General features: G+C 67.1%; 17 protein-coding genes and 3 pseudogenes. 12 read left to right on the top strand and 8 right to left on the bottom strand.

Annotation, left to right across the window (positions count from 1 at the left end):
* Nucleotides 1-146 precede the first annotated feature (146 nt).
* The gene (locus C3K08_RS15990; RefSeq protein WP_158680033.1) at nucleotides 147-1,760 is read right to left on the bottom strand and encodes a hypothetical protein; all 1,614 of its coding nucleotides are present in this window, start codon (nucleotides 1,758-1,760) and stop codon (nucleotides 147-149) included.
* 672 nt (nucleotides 1,761-2,432) lie between these two features.
* Here C3K08_RS15990 and C3K08_RS15985 point away from each other — a divergent pair.
* Complete coding sequence (locus tag C3K08_RS15985; protein WP_104992450.1) at nucleotides 2,433-3,458, top strand: hypothetical protein; 1,026 nt, start codon at nucleotides 2,433-2,435, stop codon at nucleotides 3,456-3,458.
* Between the two features lie 244 nt (nucleotides 3,459-3,702).
* Nucleotides 3,703-3,969, top strand: coding sequence for a hypothetical protein (locus tag C3K08_RS15980; RefSeq protein WP_234009285.1), 267 nt, complete (start codon nucleotides 3,703-3,705; stop codon nucleotides 3,967-3,969).
* Between the two features lie 17 nt (nucleotides 3,970-3,986).
* Here the strand turns inward: C3K08_RS15980 and C3K08_RS15975 are convergent, their stop codons facing one another.
* Complete coding sequence (locus C3K08_RS15975) at nucleotides 3,987-4,832, bottom strand: IS5 family transposase (RefSeq protein WP_104992449.1); 846 nt, start codon at nucleotides 4,830-4,832, stop codon at nucleotides 3,987-3,989.
* A 151-nt stretch (nucleotides 4,833-4,983) separates the two neighbouring features.
* On the opposite strand from C3K08_RS15975, the gene C3K08_RS18655 reads away from it, so the two are divergent.
* Nucleotides 4,984-6,834, top strand: coding sequence for a DEAD/DEAH box helicase (locus tag C3K08_RS18655; protein ID WP_234009284.1), 1,851 nt, complete (start codon nucleotides 4,984-4,986; stop codon nucleotides 6,832-6,834).
* A gap of 222 nt (nucleotides 6,835-7,056) precedes the next feature.
* Here the strand turns inward: C3K08_RS18655 and C3K08_RS18110 are convergent, their stop codons facing one another.
* From C3K08_RS18110 to C3K08_RS15960, 3 genes and pseudogenes are all read right to left on the bottom strand, one after another.
* The gene (locus C3K08_RS18110) at nucleotides 7,057-7,218 is read right to left on the bottom strand and encodes a hypothetical protein (protein ID WP_158680032.1); all 162 of its coding nucleotides are present in this window, start codon (nucleotides 7,216-7,218) and stop codon (nucleotides 7,057-7,059) included.
* 58 nt (nucleotides 7,219-7,276) lie between these two features.
* Nucleotides 7,277-8,121: pseudogene (locus C3K08_RS15965) on the bottom strand (IS5 family transposase).
* Between the two features lie 24 nt (nucleotides 8,122-8,145).
* Nucleotides 8,146-8,931, bottom strand: a complete 786-nt coding sequence (locus C3K08_RS15960; RefSeq protein ID WP_104992448.1) for an IS982 family transposase — start codon at nucleotides 8,929-8,931, stop codon at nucleotides 8,146-8,148.
* Between the two features lie 15 nt (nucleotides 8,932-8,946).
* Here C3K08_RS15960 and C3K08_RS18980 point away from each other — a divergent pair.
* From C3K08_RS18980 to C3K08_RS15955, 3 genes and pseudogenes are all read left to right on the top strand, one after another.
* Nucleotides 8,947-9,144, top strand: a pseudogene (locus C3K08_RS18980) (hypothetical protein); the annotation flags it as partial.
* A 20-nt stretch (nucleotides 9,145-9,164) separates the two neighbouring features.
* A pseudogene (locus C3K08_RS18975) lies at nucleotides 9,165-9,293 on the top strand (IS630 family transposase); the annotation flags it as partial.
* Entirely contained in the window at nucleotides 9,281-10,066 is a 786-nt protein-coding gene (locus C3K08_RS15955) for an IS630 family transposase (protein WP_104991621.1), read from the top strand. The pseudogene C3K08_RS18975 and the gene C3K08_RS15955, both read left to right, overlap by 13 nt.
* Nucleotides 10,067-10,245: 179 nt before the next feature.
* Here the strand turns inward: C3K08_RS15955 and C3K08_RS15950 are convergent, their stop codons facing one another.
* Genes C3K08_RS15950 through C3K08_RS15940 form a run of 3 tightly spaced genes read right to left on the bottom strand, consistent with a single transcriptional unit; the run spans nucleotide 10,246 to nucleotide 13,310 of the window.
* Nucleotides 10,246-11,142 (bottom strand): ParB/RepB/Spo0J family partition protein, encoded by an 897-nt coding sequence (locus C3K08_RS15950; protein ID WP_104992447.1) that lies wholly within the window; start codon nucleotides 11,140-11,142, stop codon nucleotides 10,246-10,248.
* A complete protein-coding gene (locus C3K08_RS15945; protein ID WP_104992446.1) occupies nucleotides 11,135-11,944 on the bottom strand; it encodes a ParA family protein in 810 nt (269 codons plus the stop codon). The genes C3K08_RS15950 and C3K08_RS15945 overlap by 8 nt, the downstream gene beginning before the upstream one ends.
* A gap of 46 nt (nucleotides 11,945-11,990) precedes the next feature.
* Complete coding sequence (locus tag C3K08_RS15940) at nucleotides 11,991-13,310, bottom strand: replication initiator protein A (RefSeq protein WP_104992445.1); 1,320 nt, start codon at nucleotides 13,308-13,310, stop codon at nucleotides 11,991-11,993.
* An 812-nt stretch (nucleotides 13,311-14,122) separates the two neighbouring features.
* Here C3K08_RS15940 and C3K08_RS15935 point away from each other — a divergent pair.
* The 6 genes from C3K08_RS15935 (at nucleotide 14,123) to C3K08_RS15910 (ending at nucleotide 23,042) form a co-directional block, all read left to right on the top strand.
* Nucleotides 14,123-14,767, top strand: coding sequence for a MerR family transcriptional regulator (locus tag C3K08_RS15935; protein WP_104992444.1), 645 nt, complete (start codon nucleotides 14,123-14,125; stop codon nucleotides 14,765-14,767).
* A gap of 182 nt (nucleotides 14,768-14,949) precedes the next feature.
* On the top strand, nucleotides 14,950-16,212 hold the full coding sequence (locus C3K08_RS15930) for a VWA domain-containing protein (RefSeq protein ID WP_104992443.1): 1,263 nt from the start codon (nucleotides 14,950-14,952) through the stop codon (nucleotides 16,210-16,212).
* A 114-nt stretch (nucleotides 16,213-16,326) separates the two neighbouring features.
* Entirely contained in the window at nucleotides 16,327-16,590 is a 264-nt protein-coding gene (locus tag C3K08_RS15925) for a hypothetical protein (RefSeq protein ID WP_104992442.1), read from the top strand.
* Between the two features lie 55 nt (nucleotides 16,591-16,645).
* Entirely contained in the window at nucleotides 16,646-19,327 is a 2,682-nt protein-coding gene (locus C3K08_RS15920; RefSeq protein ID WP_104992441.1) for a PD-(D/E)XK nuclease family protein, read from the top strand.
* Nucleotides 19,324-22,602, top strand: a complete 3,279-nt coding sequence (locus C3K08_RS15915; RefSeq protein ID WP_158680030.1) for an exodeoxyribonuclease V subunit beta — start codon at nucleotides 19,324-19,326, stop codon at nucleotides 22,600-22,602. Before C3K08_RS15920 ends, C3K08_RS15915 begins: the two co-directional genes overlap by 4 nt.
* Nucleotides 22,602-23,042, top strand: coding sequence for a hypothetical protein (locus C3K08_RS15910; protein ID WP_199777070.1), 441 nt, complete (start codon nucleotides 22,602-22,604; stop codon nucleotides 23,040-23,042). Before C3K08_RS15915 ends, C3K08_RS15910 begins: the two co-directional genes overlap by 1 nt.
* Nucleotides 23,043-23,044 lie beyond the last annotated feature (2 nt).

Here is a 23,044-nt window from a genome sequence, read left to right as displayed (position 1 = left end):
CCGGGCGGACGGCGAGAGAGGTAGAGACGGCGAGGAGAGGCGGGAGACCCAGGTCTCCCGCCTCTGTGCGGGGATGAGATGGAAGTTGGCTTGTATATATTTTGGACGCTGCGGCGTAGGCTGGCTATGCCCGCGCCCAACTCCCGTTACCGCACGCAGGCGGGAGCGGTCCAGGCTTCCTTCATGGTGCGTCCACCCGACGACTGGATTTCGATGGAACTCAGCGCCAGACCGGGCAGCGCCAGCGCCACATACATGGTGTTGTGGTTCAGGGTGTAGCCCCGCGCCAGCGCCCACGACGCCGAGGCAGACGGGGTCGGCGTATGAGGGAGGAGTTCGTCCACCGAGACGGGCTGGCCACCCGCCCGCCGGACCGGGCAGGCGGAGATCAGGCCGACGCCTTTGATGTAGGCCTGCCGTGCAGCCTGCTGCTCTGCAGGAGCCCAGCGGTTGATCAGCCGGCTGATGGCACCAGCCTCGCTGGCCAGCGCCACGTACGCGACGTCAATGAACCGCAGGGAACTGGGGGAGCGGGTGGGTCCCGAAAGGTCGTTCCCCAGCGCAATCCGCTGAGACGCGTTCGTCAGCACCAGGCCGTTCCCAAGGGGCAGGGTGACATTCCGGTCGCGGCGCAGGACCTGGGGGTCCTGAGAGGTCCCCGCAGGAACGGAGAGGACATAGGGAGGCGCCATCACCCCCTTCAGGCTGGGCAGGGGTCGGCCGGTCAAGGTCACCAGATTCCGGAGGTCCTGCACGGTCCCCACGTCCGTATACTCCTGCGAGCCGAGCCCATACACGCCCACCGCCACGGTCTTGCCATTCTTCAGGAAGGCGAAGTACCCCTCGCTGCCCACGCTGTAGGAATCCTTGGTCGCATACGTCGCGAAGAGGTACCCACCCACCTGTGCATTGCCCAGCACCCGGCAGCCCACCTTCTGGCACAGCGACGTGGCGGAAAAGGGCGTGGTCGTGCCCAGGATGTTGGTGCCGCCTGCCACCGGGGCGGTCACGGCGACACTCTTCCAGCCCGTGGGCTCCGCGGTCACCTTTACCGCCTGCACGCTTACCTGGCCCGCCGCGGTCCGGTCATTGCCGCAGCGCCCGGAGATGGGCTGCTGGGTAAAGCGCGGCACCGTGCCCGGCGTGACGCGGATCACTCGACTCTTCCAGGTGCCCCCGCTGCCCACCGCGCCGCAGTTGTCCTCCCGGACGGCAAGCCCGTTCGAACTGCTGAAGCTGGCCAGAATCCGCCGCTGGGGAGCGAACTCGGCGATCTCCAGGTAACCGCGCGTCGAGCCTTGCCCGGTGAACGCCCCACCCAGGGCGAGCTCGGTGTAGCCATTGCGGTTGATGTCCTTGACCGAGTACATCTCGGAGGTCCGGGCAGTGAAGGTGTAGTGGACCAGCGTCTTGCTTCCCTCCGTGATGACGAGCCCCTGATTCCACGCGTTGGCAACGACGTAGCAGTACGTGTAGAGGTACGCCGTCTGCTTCGCGCCCTTCACGGTAAAGGCTCCGGGGGCGACCCCATGAATCTTGAAATCCTGGCCATCACAGTTGGCCTCGGAAGGCTGGGGATCGGGGCTGTCCCAGGCCCTGGCCCGGGCGGCCTGCGACGCGAGCGTCTGGATGCGCGCGCGCTCCTGAGCACTCACCTTCGGCTCCGGGGTCGGCAGGCGGCTGTCGTAGACCACGTTGCCCTGCGCGGCGGCCAGTCCGCCCCAGGTCAGCAGGGCCAAGGCGATCGTCGGAAGCTTCATGGTCAGATCGTAGGCGGAGGCAGGCACCCGGGAGAGCGCAGAGTCGGACGCCCCCATCAGGGGCATGACCGCCGCCGTATTGGTCCGGAGCCCCCCAGAGACTCCTTATCACCCCGCCGCGGGAGATTTCCGATTACAGGGAACTCGGTCCGTTGCGGCCCGGCACACCCGGACCTTGCGGCCCTGGCCCGTGCGTGTCGGCACCCCAGGGACGGTACTCCCAGTTGTGGCAAATGGACTGCAGCATGTCGTCCTCCGCGTTCGCAATAGGCGTCGGCCGGGTTCCCAGCCTGTGATCAGGCGTCCGGGAGACCCATGACCATCAGCAGGGGCACAGAGTTGAGGTCGGTGACCTGCAGACTTACCACGCGGCGGATGGGCAGGCGGCTCGGGCGGGGCAGGACCTCCAGTGTGAACGTTCTGATGAGTGACTCGGCCACCCCACGCGTCCTGTGCGGGTGAGTGGGGCCTTTTGCCGTTCTGGCAGGCCATGGATCGCCTCGCCGCCTGACCGCCCGTCACCTCCCCCACATCTGCGCGACAACCTTGGTCCTGCTTTCTATGCTGAGGACCGCTGTGGGCCGGGAACAACGTGGGCCAAAGACGCTGGCGTTCCCTCCGGTCCGCCTTCCGGGTTTCTTCCCACCCCAGCCCATCCAAGGAGCACCCATCATGTTGAATGTCCTGTCAACCGCGCTGCTGCTCGCCGCGCCCGGAGCGGCCGCCGAGCGGCTGCTGCCTGCCCAGGGTGACTTCTGCCTGAAGTACGCCTGCCGCTACGTCAAGGAGCAGATCACCACCAAGGAAGCGAGCCACATGGTCCCGGAGCGCAGCCTCTCCCGGACGGAGGCCTACACCTTTGGAAAGACCAACGCGCAGCTGACCGTAGAACGCCTGCGCCCAGTGCAGTCGCCTCTGGACGACGACCAGCTGGCCCTGTTCGAGGCGGCAAAGCTCGATCCGTCCTGGCCCATGGCCTACCTGCAGCTGACGCTCGATCCCAAGGCTGCGAATACCCGCGCCTTCCTGGTCGACCTGCTGAGCGTGCAGTTCCCAAGCTACCCGAAGTCGGCGCTTCCAGATCGGGTAGGGGCCTGCCTCAACGGTGCTCAGGCCAACTCCGGCTCCGGATCTGTGTGGGACTACGCTCTTGTGCTGGGATGCGCGCCGGCCGCCCAGGGGCGCGTGGCGGTCAGCGCGACCGATCTGCTGCGGGGCGTCTTCGACGGCGGGATGGAGATGGCGCTGGGCCCGTCCAGCACCACCCAGTTCCTCGAATACAACGAGCTGTGCAGCACCTACGGCTGCCGGCGCACGGGCGAACGGCGCACGACGGAGGGAGGCACCAAGAAGATTCAGGTCACGTACAGCTTCCGGAACAGCCCTTTTACCGCCCGGGTCTACGCCACCGCCACGGGAGACAGCTGGGACGTCGAGACCATCGAGTTCACAGCGCGGGCCGACCGGATTCAGAACGCGCATCTGCCCTTTCTCGCCCAGGCGTTCGCCCACGTGGCTGCCATCGATGTGCCTGCGACGTGGTATGCCCCCTGCCGCGACACGGCCCGGCAGGGGGCCGCGCAGAAGTTCCTCTCGCGCCGCGTCGTCCGCAACACGCCTGTCAACCGGGTCGAATGCGACTATTTCGACAAGAGCAGCGGGCACTGGAACGTCACGTACAGCACCTATATGTTCTGACCTCAGGCTGGGAGCGTCCAGGGCACGCACTGACCCAGATCACCGCTGGACCAGGCTCCGCGTGTGGTCGGTGACTCCAGGGACTGACGGCGGTGGGGGCTGCAACGCTTCAGACCGATCGGCCTATCCGCATGGGCCGTCTGCCTGCGATCTTCAGGCGCAGGGACCGATGGTCCTGGGCAACTCCATGGCCGGTGCATGCTCGCCTCCGGCGCAGAGTCCGCCGCGCTACTCTGCGCGAGCTATGGCGGAATTTATCGTGACGGAGGCGTTCGGCGGCCCCGGGGAGCAGGGGGAAGCGCGGGTCTTCGAGGCGGTCAAGGCCGCGTATGCAGGTGAGGAGGCCCTGGGCTTCTGGCGCTACCCCCTGGTCACCCGCGAGACGGTGCGCGAACCCGACATCCTGATCGCCGACCCCGAACTCGGCCTCACCGTCATCGAGGTCAAGAGCCTCCCGCTGGACATGCTCGCGGGCGTGGTCGGCTACCGCTGGGACCTCTCCCGCCCCTAAAGTGCGTCTGAAAACCGTCACGGTGGGCCTTTTGCCAGGCGACGCACCATCAGCCGAATCATGACTTCATAGACCATGTTCTCTGCGGTCTCGACCAGCGCTTCGTAGTCCTTGGCCATCCTCCTGGACTTGCCCAACCACGCGAACGTTCGCTCCACCACCCAGCGGCGCTTCAGCACCACAAACCCTTTGGGCACCTCCACCACGCGTGGAGGTGCGTCTTTTGGTGCCCAGGTGCCCTGCCAACCGGACCAGGGATGCTTGACGATCTCCAGCGTCCAACCGAGGTGCGTTTTGATGTCCCCAGCGAGCTTTCCGGTGTAGCCCGCGTCCGCCCAGAGGTACCCCATGCGCGGAAACACGTTCGGCAGATCGCGCAGGAGGAGGACCGCGCCCGCGCGGTCCTGGATGTCCGCCTCGTGCACCTTGATCGCCATGACCAGCCCCAGGGTGTCGACGAGCAGGTGACGCTTGCGGCCACTGACTTTCTTGCCGCCGTCGTAGCCGCGGGGTCCGCCGGCTTCGGTGGTCTTGACGGATTGACTGTCGATGATCGCGGCACTAGGGGTCGCTGCACGGCCTTCCCGGAGTCGAACCCACTCCCGCAGGCTCGTGTGCACGGTCTCCCACACGCCTTGCAGCCTCCAGATTCGATGGTAGTGATAGACGGTCTGCCAGGGGGGAAAGTCATGCGGCATTGCCCGCCAGGCAATGCCGCCGCGCAGCAGATAGAAAATGCCGTCCAGGATCTCCCGCAATGACCACTTCCGGGGTCGGCCGACTGGGGCCTCTGGAGGGAGCAGCGGGAGAAGCACGTTCCACTCAGCATCCGTGAGATCGTTCGGGTAGGCAGGCCGGGTCATGGGCACACCACCTCCGTCTCATCGTGCACTCTTGTTCACGCAGGGAAAACATGCGCCAGCACGTTTTTCAGACGCACTTTACTACGGCAAGCTGCATCTCAATCCCTACGAGCAGGCGAGGAAGCAGGCTCAGCTCCTGGGGGAGATCGCCGTGCGCAAAGCCGGACTGCCCCAGCTCGCCACCCGCGCCATCGTCGCCCTGCCACTGATCACCCGGGAAGCCTGGGACGAGCGCTTCGGGCACCTCCTGTCGGACGTGCCGCTGTTGTTCGCCGACCAACTGACCCCCGCGAGGCTGCGGGCCGCCCTGGTGCAGACCCCTCCGGTGCGCTACGGCGAAGCGCTGGACGCCGCCGCCTGGCTGGCCTTACGCAGTGCCCTGGGCACCAGTGGGAACGTGCCCAAGCGGGAGATCCGGGTGCCCTCCCCTGTGCCCACCTCGTCCCCACGCAAGGCGGACCTGATTGCCCGCACCGCCCGGCACCTGCATGCGTTCGACCTGCAACAAGAACTGATCGCCAAGACCATCCCCCCAGGGCCACAGCGCATCCGGGGCATCGCAGGCAGCGGCAAGACGGTGCTTCTGGCGCAGAAGGCGGCCAACATGCACCTCAAGCATCCGGACTGGAACATCGCGTTGGTCTTCTTCTCGCGCAGCCTCTACGACCAGATCCGGGGGCAGGTCGACCACTGGTTGCGGCAGGCCACCAACGGGGAGCAGAGCCTGCGAACCGCGCAGCACAAGCTCCGCATCCTCCACGCCTGGGGCAGCAAGGACCAGCCGGGCTTCTACCGCACGCTGGCCGACCAGGTGAGCGTCACGCCCCTGACCGTCGACCGCACGCCGCAGGGGTCACCGACCGCGAAGCTCCTCTTCGCCTGCCGCGCCCTGCTGCTCGACGCGCAGCTCACCGGACGCAGCCTGCAGGTGTTCGACGCGGTGCTGATCGATGAAGGGCAGGACCTCGTGCACGAGCAAGTGCAACTCACCTTCGAGGAGAAGCAGGCCTTCTACTGGATGGCGTATCAGAGCCTGCGGCCTGTGGCCAGAGACGCCCTGTTCGATACCGGGGAGCCGGAGGCCCGCCGCCTCATCTGGGCGTATGACGAGGCGCAGAGTCTGGACACGCTGACCATTCCCAACACCCGGGCGCTGTTCGGGAACGCCGGGGCGCAGGTGTTCGGAGCAGGAGTCGCCTACAAGGGCGGCATCAAGAAGAGCGAAGTCATGAATCGCTGCTACCGGACGCCGGGTCCGGTGCTGCTCGCCGCCCACGCGCTGGGGATGGGCCTCTTGCGAGAGGAGGGCATGCTCGCGGGGCTGACCAACAAGGCGGACTGGAAGGCGATCGGTTACGAGGTCGAAGGGCAGTTCCGGGGCGGCAGTGAGGTGACTCTGACCCGGCTTCCGGAGAACTCGCCCAACCCCCTGCCGCAGTTCACGGACGAGCCGCTGGTGACCTTCGGGAACTACCGTGACCGGCAAGCGGAGCTGAACGCGCTGGTGAGCCATATCCAGCAGGACCTGTCCGAGCACGGCCTGCAGCCCAGCCGCCAGATTCTGGTCGTGGTCCCTGGCCTGGACTGGGCGCCCTACACCCTGCAACGCGAGGTCTTCCAGGCGCTGCGGGCGGCCGGGATCAGCGTGTACCTCCCCGGCAACAAGGACGTGAACGTGCCCAAGCAGAAGTGGCCGCACACGGATCCCAACGGGTTCTGGCGGGACGGGGCGGTGACGGTCTCCCCCGTGATGCAGGCCAAGGGGAACGAAGCGGACGTGGTGTACGTGGTGGGACTCGATCAGGTGGCCGTGCGGGAGGACCACATCCCACTGCGCAACCAGCTGTTCGTGGGCGTCAGCCGCAGCCGGGGTTGGGTGAGACTGAGTGGGGCGGGGATGGCGGGGCCGCTGGCCGACGAGATTCGCCGGGTTCTGGCCGCCGGGGACACGCTGCGCTTCACCTACCGCCCGCCCCGGCGCATGCTCGACGCCGTGGAGTAAGCGTTGCGGCCTCTCCCCTCTGCAGTCCCACCGCAGACCCGCGTCGCTTTTGTTGCTGGTCGTCCAGCAGGATCGGCAGGACCCCGTCGCTCACGACGGCCTCGCCTCGCCCAGGGCCTCCAAGGGTTCTTTGACCCGCTCGGCGGAGGTCGCCGGGTGCCGGGGCTTCCCCTACACGCCGAGCCCGCCACCCCTGCCACCCCACACCTGCCTGTGCATGGTTCACAGACAGCCCCACAGCCAGCCAGGGCGGCACGCCCGGTGCAGTGAGGACCAGTTCGACTGGATGACTTGAACGCCTTCGCCGCCCAGACCTGTCAGGGAGTTGAGCTGCTCCAGCACCTGCTGGGCCATTGCGATGCGTTCGTGGGTTGAATGGGTCATGACCAGTCTCCAGGGTGTAGGAGATTTCTGACTCTCAGTAAAGTGCGTCTGAAAACCGTCAGGGTGGGCCTTTTGCTAAGCGACGCACCATCAGCCGAATCATGACCTCGTACACCAGGTTCTCGGCGGCTTCGATCAGCGCCTCGTCGTCTTTGGCCATCCTCCGTGACTTGCCCAGCCACGCGAACGTGCGCTCCACCATCCAGCGGCGCTTCAGCACCACGAACCCTTTGGGCACCTCCACCACGCGTGGAGGTGCGTCTTTTGGCGCCCAGGTGCCCTGCCAGCCGGACCAGGAATGCTTGACGATCTCCAGCGTCCAACCCAGGTGCGTTTTGATGTCCCCAGCGAGCTTCCCACTGTACCCCGCATCGGCCCACAGGTGCCCCATGCGAGGAAACACATTGGGCAGATCCCGTAGGAGGAGGACCGCGCGGGCGCGGTCCTGGATGTCCGCCTCGTGCACCTTGATCGCCATGACGAGGCCCAACGTGTCGACAAGCAGGTGACGCTTGCGTCCACTCACTTTCTTGCCTCCGTCGTACCCGCGAGGCCCGCCCGCTTCGGTCGTTTTGACGGATTGACTGTCAATGAGCGCGGCACTGGGCGTAGCCTCACGGCCTTCCCGCTGACGAAGCAGTTCACGTAACGTTGTGTGTCACGCCTCCCAGACGCCTTGCAACCGCCACAAACGGTGAGAGTGATAGATCATTCGCCATGGGGGGAAGTCATGCGGCATCACCTGGCGGCGATGCCCCCACACAGGACGTAGAAGATGCCGTCCAGAATTTCCCGTAACGACCATTTACGGGGACGACCGACCGGAGCTTCCGGAGGAAGCAGCTCTTGGAGGACGTCCCACTCGGCATTGGTAAGGTCGTTTGGGTATGCGGACCGAGTCATCGCCAGATCACCTCTCGACGCCGTTTAGGGCGGAGCAAGGTTGTGGGCGATGATGGCCAGGACAACACGGAAGCGAAGTGAGGCGAGCGTCTTCGTCTGCACGGAACGGATTTGGGCCTCCACCAATTGGGAGAAGACGGTTTCAATGCGCTTGCGTAACTTCGGGTGGCGGTCTTCCCGCCACCCGGTGTCGTACCGGGAATTTTTCTTCGGTGGAAATACGTATCCCAGGCAGCAGTAGCCCTTATCACCGATGATCTTTGGCCCGCCGAACTCCGGCCATCTTCGGTTCAGCTCGTAGCTGACCGTAGTGTCGTGCAGGTTGGCAGGTTTCAGCAGGTACTGGACGATTTCACCGTTCGGCGTCACCCAAGCGTGGAGTTTGTAGCCGTATACGTCGCCCTGCGTCCCAAACCCCCACCTGGCGCCAGGGAACGCGCAGCGTTTCCCTCGTTTGGGTCGGCAGACCGGAAGCGGCATCGAGTCGATGATGACCTCTGTGCAGCGTCTGGCTGGGCTGGCGACAGCTTCAAGGCCGTTCAGGAGACGGAGGCCACGGGTGTAAGCCTGGGTGTATGAGGGAAGACCGGAGCGGTCTTCCCTCAGCATCTGCCACCAAATCGACGGGAACGGATGCTTGAAGACCAGACGGCTGAGCAGCAAGGCCACCAGCAGCGCATCGCTGAGCTTCTGATGCTTGAACCGCTTGTGATCACTGAAATGCCGTTTGGCCCAGCGGTGAAGCTGACGGATGACGGTCCGCCGACCTAAACTGTGGTGGAGACGGTATCTAGTACAGCGTTTTTGAATTTGTCATAGTGAGGTATGAGCCGTCCTCTTCGCTATCCAGTGACTTTGAGTGCTGAGCAAGAACAGACTCTGCACGGCATGACCATGAAGGGCAGTGGCAAGGCGCGGGTCATGACCCGCGCCCGGATTCTGCTGCTGGCCCATCGACAGGTCACGGACTCGGCCATCAAGGACGCCCTCGGTATCAGCGTCCAGATGGTGCAAGCGACCCGAAAACGCTTTGCCCTGGGGGACTGGACGCGGCGCTGTTCGCTGCGCCGCATACGGGGCGACCCGCGAAGTTCGACGGCAAAGACCGGGCGGCCATCACCGCGCTGGCGTGCAGTGAGGCGCCCGAAGGTCACGCACAATGGAGTATTCGCTTGCTGGCAGAGAAGGCTGTAGAGCTGAACTTGGTCGACCACATCGCTCCGTCGACGGTGTTCTACATTCTGAAAAAAACGCGGTCCAGCCGCACCGCAAAAGGCAGTGGTGCATCGCCCACCTGACGGCGAATTTCCTCTGCGAGATGGAACGCGTTCTGGACGTGTACTCTCGGCCCTACGACGACCGTTTTCCCGTGTTGTGCTTCGATGAGCAACCCTGCTTCCTGATCGGTGACGTCATGGCCCCGGTTCCATCGGAACCGGGGCGAGTCGCCAAACAAGACTACGAATACCAGCGCTTTGGGAGCGCGGCTGTGTTGCTGGCCGTCGAGCCGAAAACAGGCCGACGGTTTGTCCAGGTCTGTGCCCGACGGACCGCCGAGGAGTACACCGCCTTCATGCAGAACCTGGAACGGGCCTATCCAGCAGCCGTCCAGATCACCCTGGTTCAGGACCACCTCAATACGCATCACGGCGGCAGTTTCTACAAGTTCATGTCGCCACAGGCGGCCCACCGGTTGGTGGGCCGCTTCGAGTGGGTCTACACGCCCAAACATGCCTCGTGGCTGAACATGGCAGAACTGGAATTCAGTGCCCTTCAGCGGCAGTGCTTGAACCGGCGTATTCCAGTGCTGGAACGGCTTCGGTCGGAAGTCGAGGCTTGGGTGGCAGCGCGTTCACGCGCGGGCGTCACCCTCAACTGGCAGTTCTCCACCCAGGTCGCCCGCCGGACGCTAGGACGGCACTACGAAGCCATTCGTATTAAATGAACGCTGTACTAGCCATACCGTCTCCATTTTTTCGCGTCTCCACGCTGCCCGAGGCCGTGTCACTCAAGCCCTAAACGGCGTGACTCTGCAGTACTTGAGCCTGCCCGGCGACTGCTACAGGTTGGCCCGGGGGCAGCCCCCGGACCTCGCTCCTGACAACCTCGCTCCTGCTCTTAACGTTAAGAGCGCCGACGCCCCGGCCGCGGCGGGCCACTCAACAGCCCCTCCAACTCCCCGAGCAACTGTTGGACCCGCTTTCGATCGCGTTCACCCAGTCGGGCCATCTGGCGTTCGTCCAACAGCTCCCGCACGCGCCGCAGCGGCGTGTCCACCACCCGTGATGGCCGGGCCGCGGCCGCGATTTCACGAACGCCCAGGTTTTCTCCAAGGGTGCGCTGGATCAGCTCGGCGCGCAGGTGAGCATCCTTGACACGGGACAACGCTGCTGCCCGGGTGTATTCCAGTCGACCCGCACGCATCAGGTCCAAGAGTTCCGGCGCGAAGCGCAGCACGCCGACCTTGTTGGCTGCAAAGGAGCGCCAGGTTCCTCGTCCCAGCCGGGCGAACACCGCGTCCAGCCTCGCTACAGTCTCCTCGTCAGGTGCCCGGCGTTGCGCGTGCAGCAGGGGCACCACCTCGTCCACACGGACGCGCAGTTCCCGGGCCACGATGGTCAGGGTGGCCTCCACCTCATCCAGTGGATTCAGGTCCTCTCGCTGCAGGTTCTCCAGGGCCGCCATCACGTCGGCTTCCTCGTCGCTGACCTCCCGGACCAGTGCGGGAACCTCGCTCAGCCCGGCCAGACGGGCGGCACGCACACGCCGTTCTCCTGCAATCAATTCATAGTCCTGATCCACCCGGCGCAGCAGCACCGGCTGCAGCACGCCTTGTTCACGCACGCTCTGTGCCAGCGAGGCCAGCGAGGCCTCATCGAAGTGGCGCCGAGGTTGCCGGGCACGGACCCGGATCTGGTCCAGCGGCACCGCGCTCGGGCTGGGAGGCGCCAGGTCCAGCTTCGTGGTTCCCAGCAAGGAGCCGAACGCGTCGGCGCGGCGCGGCTTCGTGGCCTTAGGCACGCTGACTCACCCCCAGCACGTCCAGCAGCTGCGCTGTGACCGCACCGATTTCTGTTGCTGCGGGACTCTTGTGCGCGAAGGCCGGCAGGGGCTCACCATGCAGCTGCGAATCGGGATACAGCGCCGGCCGGTAGGTCAGCGGCGCACTGATCGGGGCCAGGTGACCGAATTGCGCGCGCAACTGCGCCAGGCTTTCCCGGCTGTGGTTGGTGGTGTCGTTGTACTGGGTCACCAGAATCATGGCGAGGCTGAGCTCCGGGTTGGCCTTCCGGAAGCGGCCCAGCATCTGCACCACCGTTTGCAGTCCCTTGAGGCCCTTGCCGCTGGCCGGAACCGGGACCACCACATGCTGCGCCGCGATGACCGCCAGGGCACTCAGCTGGCCCAGGCTGGGCGGGGGATCAATCAGCACGAAGTCGTAGCGGTCGGAGAGCGGCCGCAGGGCCTCCTTGAGCCGCATCACGCCCATCAGCTGACCGGGGAGCAGCGGCTCGATCGTCGCCACGTCGAGGTGCCCGGGAATCAGGTCCACGCCGTGCACCGTGACCGGAGAGGGGAGACGCAGCTCCGCGTCGTCGTCCCCCAGAACTGCCGGGTACAGCGTGTCGTCGAGGTCAATCTCCCGCGTATCCGGACCCTCTCCGACCATACGCACGCCCAGCCAGTCGGTCAGGTTCGCTTGAGGATCAGCATCGATCAGCAGGACGCGGTGACCCAACTGCCCCAACGTGAAGCCGATGTCGCGGGCGCTGCTGGATTTGCCCACGCCACCGGCATGGTTGAAGAACGTGATGACCTTCATCACTTCATGCTACCCCGGTAAGCCCAGCGACCGGGCATGGAAGAGCCTAGGGCTCCGCGGGTGGACCCAGCAGTGTTCGCAGTTCGGCGGCCGCGCGCGCACGGTCTTCCTGTGGCCGGCCCAGGACGCGTGCGTGGACGCCCTGCAGGGTGGCCAGCGGGAGGCGAACCAGGTCCTCACGGCGTAGGCCCTCACCCTTCAAGAGGAAGGCCAGGGTCCGGGCCAAATCCTCGCTGGAAGGCAAAACCTCCGGCAGGTCGGGTTGCGGCGGGCGCGGGGGCGTGGGAGCCGCCTCGATCGGCCGGGACGTGCGGGTGCCTTCCGGCCAGGCGTACTTGCCGTTGCCGTAGGACCGCACCACGTCCAGCACGAAGCCCACGTCGTTGTGCGGCCGGTATCCACGGGCCAGAATGGCGCGTGCCTGCGCCACCCCGTCGCGGACGTTCTGGGGATAGTCCAGCGCCAGCTTCCTGGCCGCCACCACCGGCACCTTCAGGGCGACGAGCAATTCCACCAGCTCGGCTTCCGGTTCTGCCACCGGTTGCCCGAACAGGTAGCTCACCGTCTGTTTACGTCCGCGTCCTGTGACCTGGATCTCGTGCAGGTACCCGGCGGCCAGCAGATCCTGGTGAATCGGATCGAGCGTGCGGCGGATTTTGTCGGGCTTGTCACTGGCAATCCCGCAGCGCTGCGCAAGGTCCATCAACGGGATCTGCAGGCTGACGGTTCTGGTCTGCGGATCCACCGGATCGTGGCGCAGGGCGTCCAGCACCCGGTACGCCGCGCGGGCCGGCTGGCCCAGCTGCCGGAGCAGCGACGTGCTGACCGGTTTGAAGTACCCATTGCGGATGTTGCGGGTCAGTTCCCGCGGCAACGTCACGGCGATCAGCTTGGCCCCGTCGGTGTCTTTGCGTGCCCGGGTGAACACCAGCTTCTCGATCAGCCGGAAGCCCACCGTGACCCAGTCGTCGTCTTCATGGCTGCGCCAGGCCCCACTGATCCAGTACTGGGTCGCACTCAGGCGTTCGAGACTTTGACGCATCATGCGGCGGTTGGCCCCGCTGTCCTCCAGGCCACACATCTGCAACAACCGGTACATCGTGAAGCCGATCCGACCGTCCTCAGGGCAGCCCTGCTCGATGTACAGTTCCTGCAGCGCCAGGTACGAGTCGTTGTCGATGCCGTGAGGCACGCCGTACTTCTGGGCCCCATTGCACTCAATCTCGCTGGGAATCCCGGCCCGCTCAAAATGGACCTTCCACGAGGCATAGTCCGGCGCAATTTTGCGCTGAATGGAAATCAGCCCCAGCTGCCCGACGTTCAGGTCCTCGCGCAGCACCACTTCCTGGTCGGGTTGGTTGGCCACGTGCCCTCCGCAGATGTCCAGTCTACCCGTCTGTCTCAGGCTGTGCCACGCCGTTATGAATGGGGGACCGCTGGAGCGCCCCTACCGTTGCGAATGGGGGATTTTCGCAGAAAAGGCTCTTTGGCACAGGTTTTTGCCACTCTCCAGAAGGACCCGTTATGAATGGGGGAAAACCCGGCCACCGTACCGTTACGAATGGGGGGAAAACGGTTGGCTCCCCGTTATGAATGGGGGAAACCAGGCCGTTATGAATGGGGGGAAGATACCGTTATGAATGGGGGAAAACCCGGCCGCCGTACCGTTACGAATGGGGGGAATGGGTGCGGAATTGCCGTTATGAATGGGGGGAATTGCCGTTATGAATGGGGGGGAAAGTGGGGAAAAGCCCGTCCCCATCGGGTGACGGCGATGCGGCTGATGTTGTTTTCGTATCAGTCTTTTTCAATCTTTCTACACCAAACAGATCAACAGTCAGAAGCTGGATTCGACCTTGCCCTGTCTCCGGTCTCTGTCCGATGACAATCGGGCGGCCGTTGAGCCGCCCATGGGGACTCAGCAGTGGGCACTGCCCGAAAACAAGACGCAGAGTGGGGAGGTGCTGGCCAGGGACCTCACGCGTTCACTGCTGGGTGTGGCTGCCAGTACGTTTCTGGGGGAATGCGTCGATCAGCTCAAGCGCTGCCTCAGTTCCCTACCGACTGGGGAATGAGGAGCCAGGATGGAGCTGACGGCCTCCCGAAAGAACGCAGAGCCGGGGCGGTGGAGAAGACCATGACAACGCCACCTGTCACGGTGTTTGCTACGCTGGGGCCGTGATTGACGTTCAGGCCGACTGGTCCGGGGGCATCGAGGCGCTGGTGGAAGAAGCCAACCTCTGGCTTGCCCGCCTGCTGCCCGCAGACCGGGCCTCGCGGCCCAAGGATGAGGTCAATCCCCGGCTGGTGCGTCACTACACCACTCAGGGGCTGTTGCCGGCTCCTCGCCGGGAAGGGCGGGACGCCCGGTATGGCCGGCTGCATCTCGTGGCGCTGCTGGCCTTGCGTCGCCTGATGGCCGACGGACTCAGCGGCAGGGCGCTGACCGCGGCTCTGGGCGGGCAGGATGAGGCCGGTCTGGAACAGTTGGCGCTGGAAGGCATCGTGGCTGCGGACGTGGGGCCGTCCAGTGACGATGACAATGAGGCGCTGCGCTACCTGCGCCAGCTCTCCGTCATGGAGGTCTCAAGCCCCGCACGGGTCTCCAGACTCAGCGCACCCGTACCGGCCCACGCTGCCCTCCCGGACTTCCTGCTGGGATCCCAGAGGAAGGTGAGCCAGACCACCCGTGTGGTGGTGAGGCCCGACTTGGAACTGCAGATTGGCCAGGACTTCGGGTGGCCGGAGACGGAGTCGGAATGGCGCGCTTTGCTGAAGGAACTCGGCGCGACGCTGCGTGACGTGCGGGGGCAGCAGGAGTGAGCGTCATCCGTTGACACGTTGGAGAGAGAAGATCAGGCAGACAGGGATAATGACTGTCTGATTTGTTGACAATCTCTGCTGTACATGTATCATTCTCGTACGGACGAATGCCGTCTGCAGCGCTCTGAATCACCGCCGGACTGTGGGCGGTGAACGCCTCACTCCCTGCCTGGAGACCCGCCATGACTGACCTGCACCCTCAAGCGCCCCGCATCGAACTCCTGCCCCTTCAGGCGGCCCTTCCCGCGGGTCAGGACAGCGACCTCACGGTGCTCGCGCGCATTTCTCCGGCCGCCGTCCCCGCGCAGAGCGGCCCGCGCCCGCCCCTGAACCTCTCGCTGGTCATCGACCGCAGCGGCAGCATGGGTGGCCAACCGCTCGAGATGGCCCGGCAGGCGGCACAGGTGGGCCTCCGCAAGCTGCAGGCGCAGGACCGCGTCAGTGTGGTGATCTTTGACGACGAGGTCGAGATGCTGATTCCCTCGCAGTCGGCCGCCAACAGCGAAGAGCTCTGCCGCGTGGTGGAGGGCATCACTGCGGGGGGGTCCACGGCCCTGTACGCGGGCTGGCTCGACGGGGCCATGTCGGTGGCACAGCACCTGGATTCACAGGCGCTGAACCGCGTGCTGCTGCTGAGCGACGGCCACGCCAATGTGGGGAAGCGCCGCGTGGGGGAGATCGTCCCGGACGTCGCGGGCCTCACAAAGCGGGGGGTCAGCACCAGCACCATCGGGCTGGGCATCGGCTACGACGAGGATCTGCTGCGCGGCATGGCGGTGGCGGGCGACGGCAACTTCGAGCATATCGAGGACCCGGAGCAGCTTCCCCGTTACTTCGACGCGGAGTTCAGCGGGCTGGCCCGCACGACCGGGCACACGGTGAGTTTCGGCATCGAGCCAAATCCGGCGCTGGGGAGCCTGCGGCAGGAAGTGCTCAACGACCTTGGGCGCAACGACCTGGGCCGCTTCCAGCTTCCGAACCTGATCGCGGAGCGGCCTCTCGAGGTGATCTTCACCCTGCACGTTCCGGCCCAGCCGGAACAGGCGGACGTTGGCGTAACCCGGGTGCGCCTGGCGTGGACCGGACGTGACGGGGTTCGCCGCAAGGCGCGAGCACAGCTGAATCTGCCGGTGCTGTCCCCGGAGGCCTACGCGCAGGTGCCGGAGAACGTGGAGGTCGGGCTGGCACTGGAGTTGCAGCGCAATGCGCGGGCCAAGCGGGACGCGGTGAGGCGTCTGGATGCCGGCGACGTCCTGGGGGCGCAGGCCGTGCTGCGTGAACGTCAGCAGGTGTTCGGTGTGGTGGCGGCGCAGGCCCCGGCACGGCTGCGGATGCAGGAACTCACCGAGCTGGAGGATCTGGAGCGGAACGCCGCGCAGAATGCCAACCTCGCCCGCAAGCGGGCCTCGAGCCAGAACTACAACCGCAGCCGCAGCAAGTTCTGAGGTGGGTTGAGGAATGAGCGGGGCTGCCGCGTCATCGGTTGACGCGGCAGCCCCCGGTTCAGTCTGTCAGGCGGTGACGCCTGGCAAGGTCATCCTGAACATAGGAGGTCACCCATGCGCGAGCTGGTCATCAGTGTCCACGCGGCCCAACGCTACCAGGAACGCTTTGCGGGAAATCTGAGCTGGCCAGCCACCCAGCAGCGCCTGCGCCGGTTGCTGCGCCGGGCCCGGTTTCGTGGTGTGCGGCCCGGCCAGGCGAGGCTCTACGCCCTGGGCGACATGCGCTTCGTCGTGGAAGACGGCGTGCTGGTGACGGTCTACCGCCTGCACTACCGCGACGTGCCTCCCGTGGAGGACCTGTGGTGCCTTGCGAGCTGAGGGCGGGGCCGCAAATGTGCGGGCGTGGTCAGAGCGCACCCGATAGGGTAGGGGCGTGACCCGCTTGCTGCTGCATCACCCGGCGTCCAGCATCCTGCTGACAGGCCTGGGGGAACGGTTTCATCCCGGGCTGTTGCCCGTCGTCCCCAACGTGCAGGCGGGCCGGGACGTGCGCGGAAGCCTGCGGGGCGCGGGCCGGGCCATCACCCTGACGCAGTGGGCACGCGAAGCCCTGCAGGACGCCGGATGGAGGCCCCTGCGCCCCGGTGAACGGGAGGCGTTTTTCCGGAACGCCCTGTCGGATCTTTCCCTGGACTACCTGGGTCCTCTGATGGACCGGCCGGGCACCCTCACGCGCCTGAGCAAGCTCGTCGGAGAGTTGCTGCGCGACCACCTCGACCCGGCGGAGGTGCAGGCGGTGGCGGCAGACGCGCGGCAGCGGGACGTGGCCACCGTGTATGCCGCCTACGTCGGGCGGGCGCAGGCCGAGCGGCGCTTCGACCTGCCGGGCACGGAGTACTTCGCGAGTCGCCTGCCGTCGCTACGCGTGCGCGCAGCGGCCGTCCACGGCTTCGTGTACTTCGACGCGTCCCAGGTCGCGTTCCTGGGCCGCGCCCTGGCGAGCGGCTCGCTGGTGACCCTGCCCCTTGAGCGCGGTGTGCCTGCCTTGCGGCGCACCGAGGAAACCTTCCAGGCCCTGCAGGGGGCGGGCTTCCAGCCCCAGGCCATCACGGGCCTTCCGAGCCGCAACGGGGACCGTCTGGTGCAGGCTTACTTGACCCGTGCGCCCGTCCCCGGTGGCGTGTCCAAAGCGGAATTTGCGGAGATCGAGGCGGAGGTCCGCGCCTGCCTGGGGCAGGTCCGGGCCTGGCTGGCCCAGGGCAGCCGACCCGAGCAGGTGGCCATCGTGGTCCGGCACGAAGCGACGTACCTGCCCACCCTGGCGGACGTCGCGCGGGAGTACGCCATGCCGTTGGTCAGCGGGTTGCAGGTGCCGCTGCTGGAGACGCCCCTGGGGGGCGCCGTGCAGGCGTGGGTCGACGCCCACACGCGGAACTGGACCTACGCGGCTGTGGCCCGGCTGCTGACCCTGCCGCTGCTGCGGCCACCCTTCGACGCCCTGCGGCAGGCCAGACGCCTGCGGCCTGCCTGCCCCCCCGGTCTGGACGCCTGGGGCGACCTCGGCTGGCTGGCCCTGCCCCCGGAGACGACCTGGCGAGCGGGCATAGGAGTCCTGCAGCGGCTACTCACCGAGTTCGGGGTCAGTGACCGCTGCCAGCAGGATCCTGGGCTAAATGTGGCGCTGCGCATCCTGGTCGACCGCCTGGAGGCCGAGGCCCGCCGTGACAAGGGCTGCTCGCGTGAGGAACTTCTTGGGCTGGTCACCCACGTGTTGCGGACCGCCACGGTTCCTGCCCTGCTCGGGCGCAGCGGCGTTCGGGTAGCCAACCCCATCGCGGCGCTCGGGCGGCGCTTCGACCACGTCTGGGTACTGGGTCTGTCGGACGGCCTGTTCCCGGTGCGTCCCAGTGACGATCCCCTGCTCGACAGCACGGTGAGGGCCGAGTGGAGGGACGCAGGCGTGAACATCCCCGACGTGACCAGCCTCGCCACCGTGCAAGAAGCCCTGTTCCTGGGATCGGTGGCTGGGGCCTGGTCGGACATCGTCCTGAGCCGTCCCCGGCGGGACGCGGGCGGGCGGGAACTGCGCGCGAGTCCGTACTGGCTGCGGCTCGGGGGCGCCGCGGAGCCCGCCGCGCTCCCTTACGGCTCCGAGGCCGAACGTGCCCTCGCGGCGGCCCTGGGGGGAGACGTGCCGCCAGCTGTTCGTGAGCGACAGGCCGCCGAGGTCGCGCGGGCAGGTGGCCTCGTCGGGGCCTATCAGGGGCAACTCGCGGAAGGCATCGACGTGAACGCGCGGCGCTGGAGTCCCTCGCAGCTGCACGCGGTGGGGGCCTGCCGCTTCCGCTGGTTCACCCAGAAGCTGCTGGGCCTGGAGGAGGGTGTGGACCCCGACGCCGATGAGGACCGCCGCGTCACCGGCACCCTGCTGCACGCGGCGCTGGAAGGGGCGCTGCAGGACTGGCAACCGGGAGACGCTCCCGAGGTGCTCGCGGAGCGTGCCGAGGCGGCCCTGCACCGCTCGGAGCGCGAGCTGCGCCGCCTTGGCACCCTGCGCCCCGGTCCCCTCTGGCCCACGCAGCTTGAGGAGGTGCGGCGCACCGCTCTGAAAGCCCTGCGGAGTGACGCCTTCCTGCCCCCAGGCTGGCGGCCCCTGGCCCGGGAAGAAACGCGGGAATTCACGCTGGAGGTCGGCCCCCATATCTTTCAGTTCCGCGGCATCGTGGACCGGGTGGACGAGACCCCGCACGGCCTCACCGTCACCGACTACAAGACCGGGTCGTACATCAGCCGGGTGGTGCAGGGCGGCGTGATGAACCTGGAGGTGCAACTGCCGCTGTACCTGCACGCCACCGGTGCTGTGAGCGGGCGGTACCTCAGTGTGGAGGGGGGCAAGGTGCTCAAGCAGGCGGGGCGCGCGGCGGAGGGCGGCCGGAGCAAATACGACTGGACCGAGCATCAGGCCCAGGTGCAGGCGTTCCTGAGAGGGCTGGGAGACGCGCTGGCGGCCGGGAACATTGCCCCCAGTCCGGACACCCGCCGGGAGGCGTGCACCTACTGCGGCGTGCGGGCGGTGTGCCGGGTCGCGGGCGGGGCCGTGGAGGTGAGCGCGTGAGCACCCTCCAGGCGAACACGTTCACGGACGCCCAGGCGCGGGCGATCTTCAGCGAGGGCAGCGTCGCGATCTCGGCGGGCGCGGGCAGTGGCAAAACCCGGGTCCTGGCCGAGCGCATCCTGAACTTCCTGGCCCGGGGCGTGCGGCCCGCGCAGATCGTCGCCGTGACCTTCACCGAGGCTGCTGCCGCCGAGCTGCGCGAGCGCGTGACGGCGGTGGTCGAGCGCCGTGCCGAGGCGGAAGGAGGGCACTGGCCGGAACTGGTCACCGAACTCGCCCTGATGCCGGTGGGCACCATCCACAGCCTGTGCGGCCGCGTCGCGCGCGAGCACCCGGTGGAAAGCGGAGCAGGCCTGGGCTTCACGGTGCTCGACGAACTGGAGGCCCGGGTGTGGCTGGACGAGCACCTGACCCCGGTGCTCGCCGAGTTGCAGGAAGATGAACGGGAGACGCTCCTGGCCGTCCCGGGCAAGATCCGCCGCGAGGTGCTGGAGGCGCTGCTGGAGGACCCGGCCTCTGCGCGGGACGCCCTGCGGGTGGCCGTGGCTGCCCGGACGCTGGACCCCTTCGAGCGGGCGCGGCGGGCCTGGCAGGCTGCGTTGCCGCAGTGGCAGATGGCGGTGGCGGCCCTGGAAGGGGTCTCCGGGCCTCATGGAGACGTGCTGGAGGAGATGCGCGCCCGGACTGCCGCTTTAGGCCGGGACGCCCCCCTGCTGGGAGAACGCCTGCTGGCCGTGCGGGACGTGCTGCGGGAGCACTCCGGCCGGATTGGAAGAGGCTGGACGGCCGGGGCGAAAAAGGAGGTGAACGCGGCGCTGGGCGTGCTGGGGGCGCTGGCGGCGCGGGACGACCTTGCGGGCATCCCTGGCGAGGCCACCGCCGCGCACGACCGGGCCGTGCTGGCGCTCGACCGGCTCTTCGGCCACGTAAGTCGCCGGTTCGCGGTTCTGAAAGCCGAGCAAGAGGTCGCGACCTTTGCTGATCTGGAAAGTTTTGCGGATGCGGCCCTCGCCTTTGAACATGTCCGGGCCCACTACGCCCGGCGCTGGACGCACCTCCTGATCGACGAGGCGCAGGACACCAACCCGGTGCAGTGGCGCATCCTCTCGGCCCTGGCGGGGGAGGGCGTGAACCTCACGGTGGTGGGCGACGAGAAACAGAGCATCTACGCGTTTCGCCGGGCGGACGTGCAGGTGTTCCGCGCGGCCCAGGGGGAGGTTCAGGCTCGGGCTGGCCAGGTGATTCCCATGGGCACGTCCTTCCGCACGCACGCGGCGTTGGTGGAGACCATCAACGCCTTTTTCGCCTCGCTGATGGCGGGACCGGATCAGGCGCGCCCCACCGCCGCGCGGTTCGAACCGCTGTCCGCGTCCCGGACTCCCTCCCCCCTGGGCAAGGACGCGCCGTGCGTGGAGGTGTACGACCTTCAGGGGGAGGACGCCAGCACGGCGCGGGCCGCGGAAGCCCGGCTCCTCGCGGCGCGGATTCAGGACCTGCTGTACGCGGGAACGCCCGTGTATGACCGCGCGCTGGGGGGAACACGCCCCCTGAGACTCGGGGACGTGGCCGTGCTGTTCCGGGCGCGGACGCACCTGGGGACCTACGAGCAGGCCCTGGCCGCCGCGGGCATCCCTTATGTGGTCCACGGTGGACGTGGCCTGTATGACCGCCCCGAGGTGCAGGACGCCGCCGGACTCCTGCGGGCCGTCGCCGACCCCACCGCGGACATTCCGCTGGCGGCCTTCCTGCGTGGCCCACACGTGTGCCTGACCGACCAGGCACTGCTCAACCTCGCCCGGGGGCGTGAACCCGGAGAGAGCCTCTGGGACGCGGCGCGGCGCTCGGCAGACCCAGAGGTCCAGCAGGCCGTGGCCTGGATCCAGGGCTGGCGTGAGGCGAGCGTGACCCTCAGCGCCTCGCAACTCCTGATGGAAGCCGACCGGGTGACCGGGGCGGCACTGGTGCATGCCGCCATGCCGGACGGGGCGCGGCGCACAGCGAACCTGGCGCGCTTTCATGCCCTGCTGCGGTCCTGGGCGCAGGCGGGCGTGCGGGACGTGGTGCGGGTGGCCGGTCACCTCGCGGAGCTGGAGCGCCTCGGAGCGCAGGAAGCCGAGGCCGTGAGTCCTTCCCCGGACGCCGTTCAGCTCATGACGATTCACGGGTCCAAGGGCCTGGAGTTTCCAGTGGTGGTCGTGGCCGACGTGCTCAACCAGGGAGGGGGGCCACCACCGAAGGTGCGCTTCGACGCGTCGGCAGGCGTGGCCCTGAAGTTGCCCGGCGTGGAGGAGGACCTCCCGGACTGGGAGGCACTGGAGGCGCTCGCGAAAGAGCGCGACCTCAGCGAGGCCGAGCGGGTCACCTATGTGGCGTTCACCCGCGCTGCCGACCTGCTGATCCTCCTCGCCCCCGGCAACCTCGGCGCGGCCGCCCGGAAACGCTTCGAGGCCTTTGTGAGCCATCTGCCAGCGCAGGGCGTGGCCTTGAACTATGCGGAGGCGGCGGACGTCCGTGCTCCGCGTCCGCTGCCTCCCGTGGCAGCGTCTGGACATCTTCGGCTGGACGTCGAGACCGGGCCCGGCGTGATCCTGCCGGGGACCCTGCCCGTGACCAGCCTGGCCAGTTACCTCGCGTGCCCGCGCCTGTTCGCCTACCGCCACCTCGAGGGCCGCGAACCGTTGGTGACCCTGTGGAGCGAGCGGGAAGCAGCTGAGCGCAGCAACCCGGAAGGCCGCCTCGCCGGACGTCAGATCGGCGACGCGGTGCACCGTGCGCTGGAACATGGCTGGGACCGCGCGGTGATGCGCGAACGCTTCCCGTACTTTGCCCCCGCCGACTTTCAGACGGTCGTGACGCTGGTGGAAGCGATGGGAGGCGAGGCCTTCTCGGACCTTCGGGGCCGGCCCTTCGAACGCGAGAAGGCCATCCAGGTGCCGCTCGGTGCGGTGACGTTCGAGGGGATCGTCGACGCCTTCGACCCCCAGGGTGCCCTGGTACTGGACTACAAGACCGACCGCCGGATGCTTCCCGAACATCACCTGCCGCAGCTCGCCCTCTACGCGCACCATCTGGGAGCACGGGAGGCGGCCCTGGCCTACCTGCGCCACGGGGCGCTGCACCGCTTTACTGAAGACGATCTGGAGCGTGGCCTCGCCCTGGTGCAGGACACCGCCCGGCGGATGGAAGACCTGGACTTCGCCCCAACCCCCTCCGCGTCCACCTGCCGCTTCTGTGCCTTTCGCGGCGTGTGCGACGCGGCCTTCAAGGAGACGTGATGACCGAACCCACGAGCGAAGTGACCCTCCCCGAAGTCGTTCCGACCCCCTACGCGGTCGCCATGCTGGACTTTCTCGCGGAGGAAGGTTTCCGGCCCCACCTGGACGATGATGGAGACGTCTATTTCAAGTACGAGGGCGGCACCTACCTGGTGATCACCGCCACCGACGAGCCGACGGTCCTGACCCTGGTGCTGCCGTACTTCTGGCCGATCGAGGACGCCGCGGAGCGGACCCGCGCCCTGGAGGCGGCGATGTTTGCCCAGCGTCAGGTTCGCATCGGGCGGGTCACCGTGCTGGACGACAATGTCTCGGCCAGCGTGAACGCTTATTTGCCCGATGAAACCAGCTTCCGCGCCGTGCTGCTGAGCAGCCTCGACGGGCTGAAGTACCTCGCCCTGAAGTTCCGCGAACACATGCACGCGCAGCTGGAGAACTGACC

Origin of the sequence: Deinococcus sp. NW-56 (genome assembly GCF_002953415.1) — a bacterium.
Classification (GTDB): domain Bacteria; phylum Deinococcota; class Deinococci; order Deinococcales; family Deinococcaceae; genus Deinococcus.
This window is presented reverse-complemented; position numbering and strand designations above follow the sequence as displayed.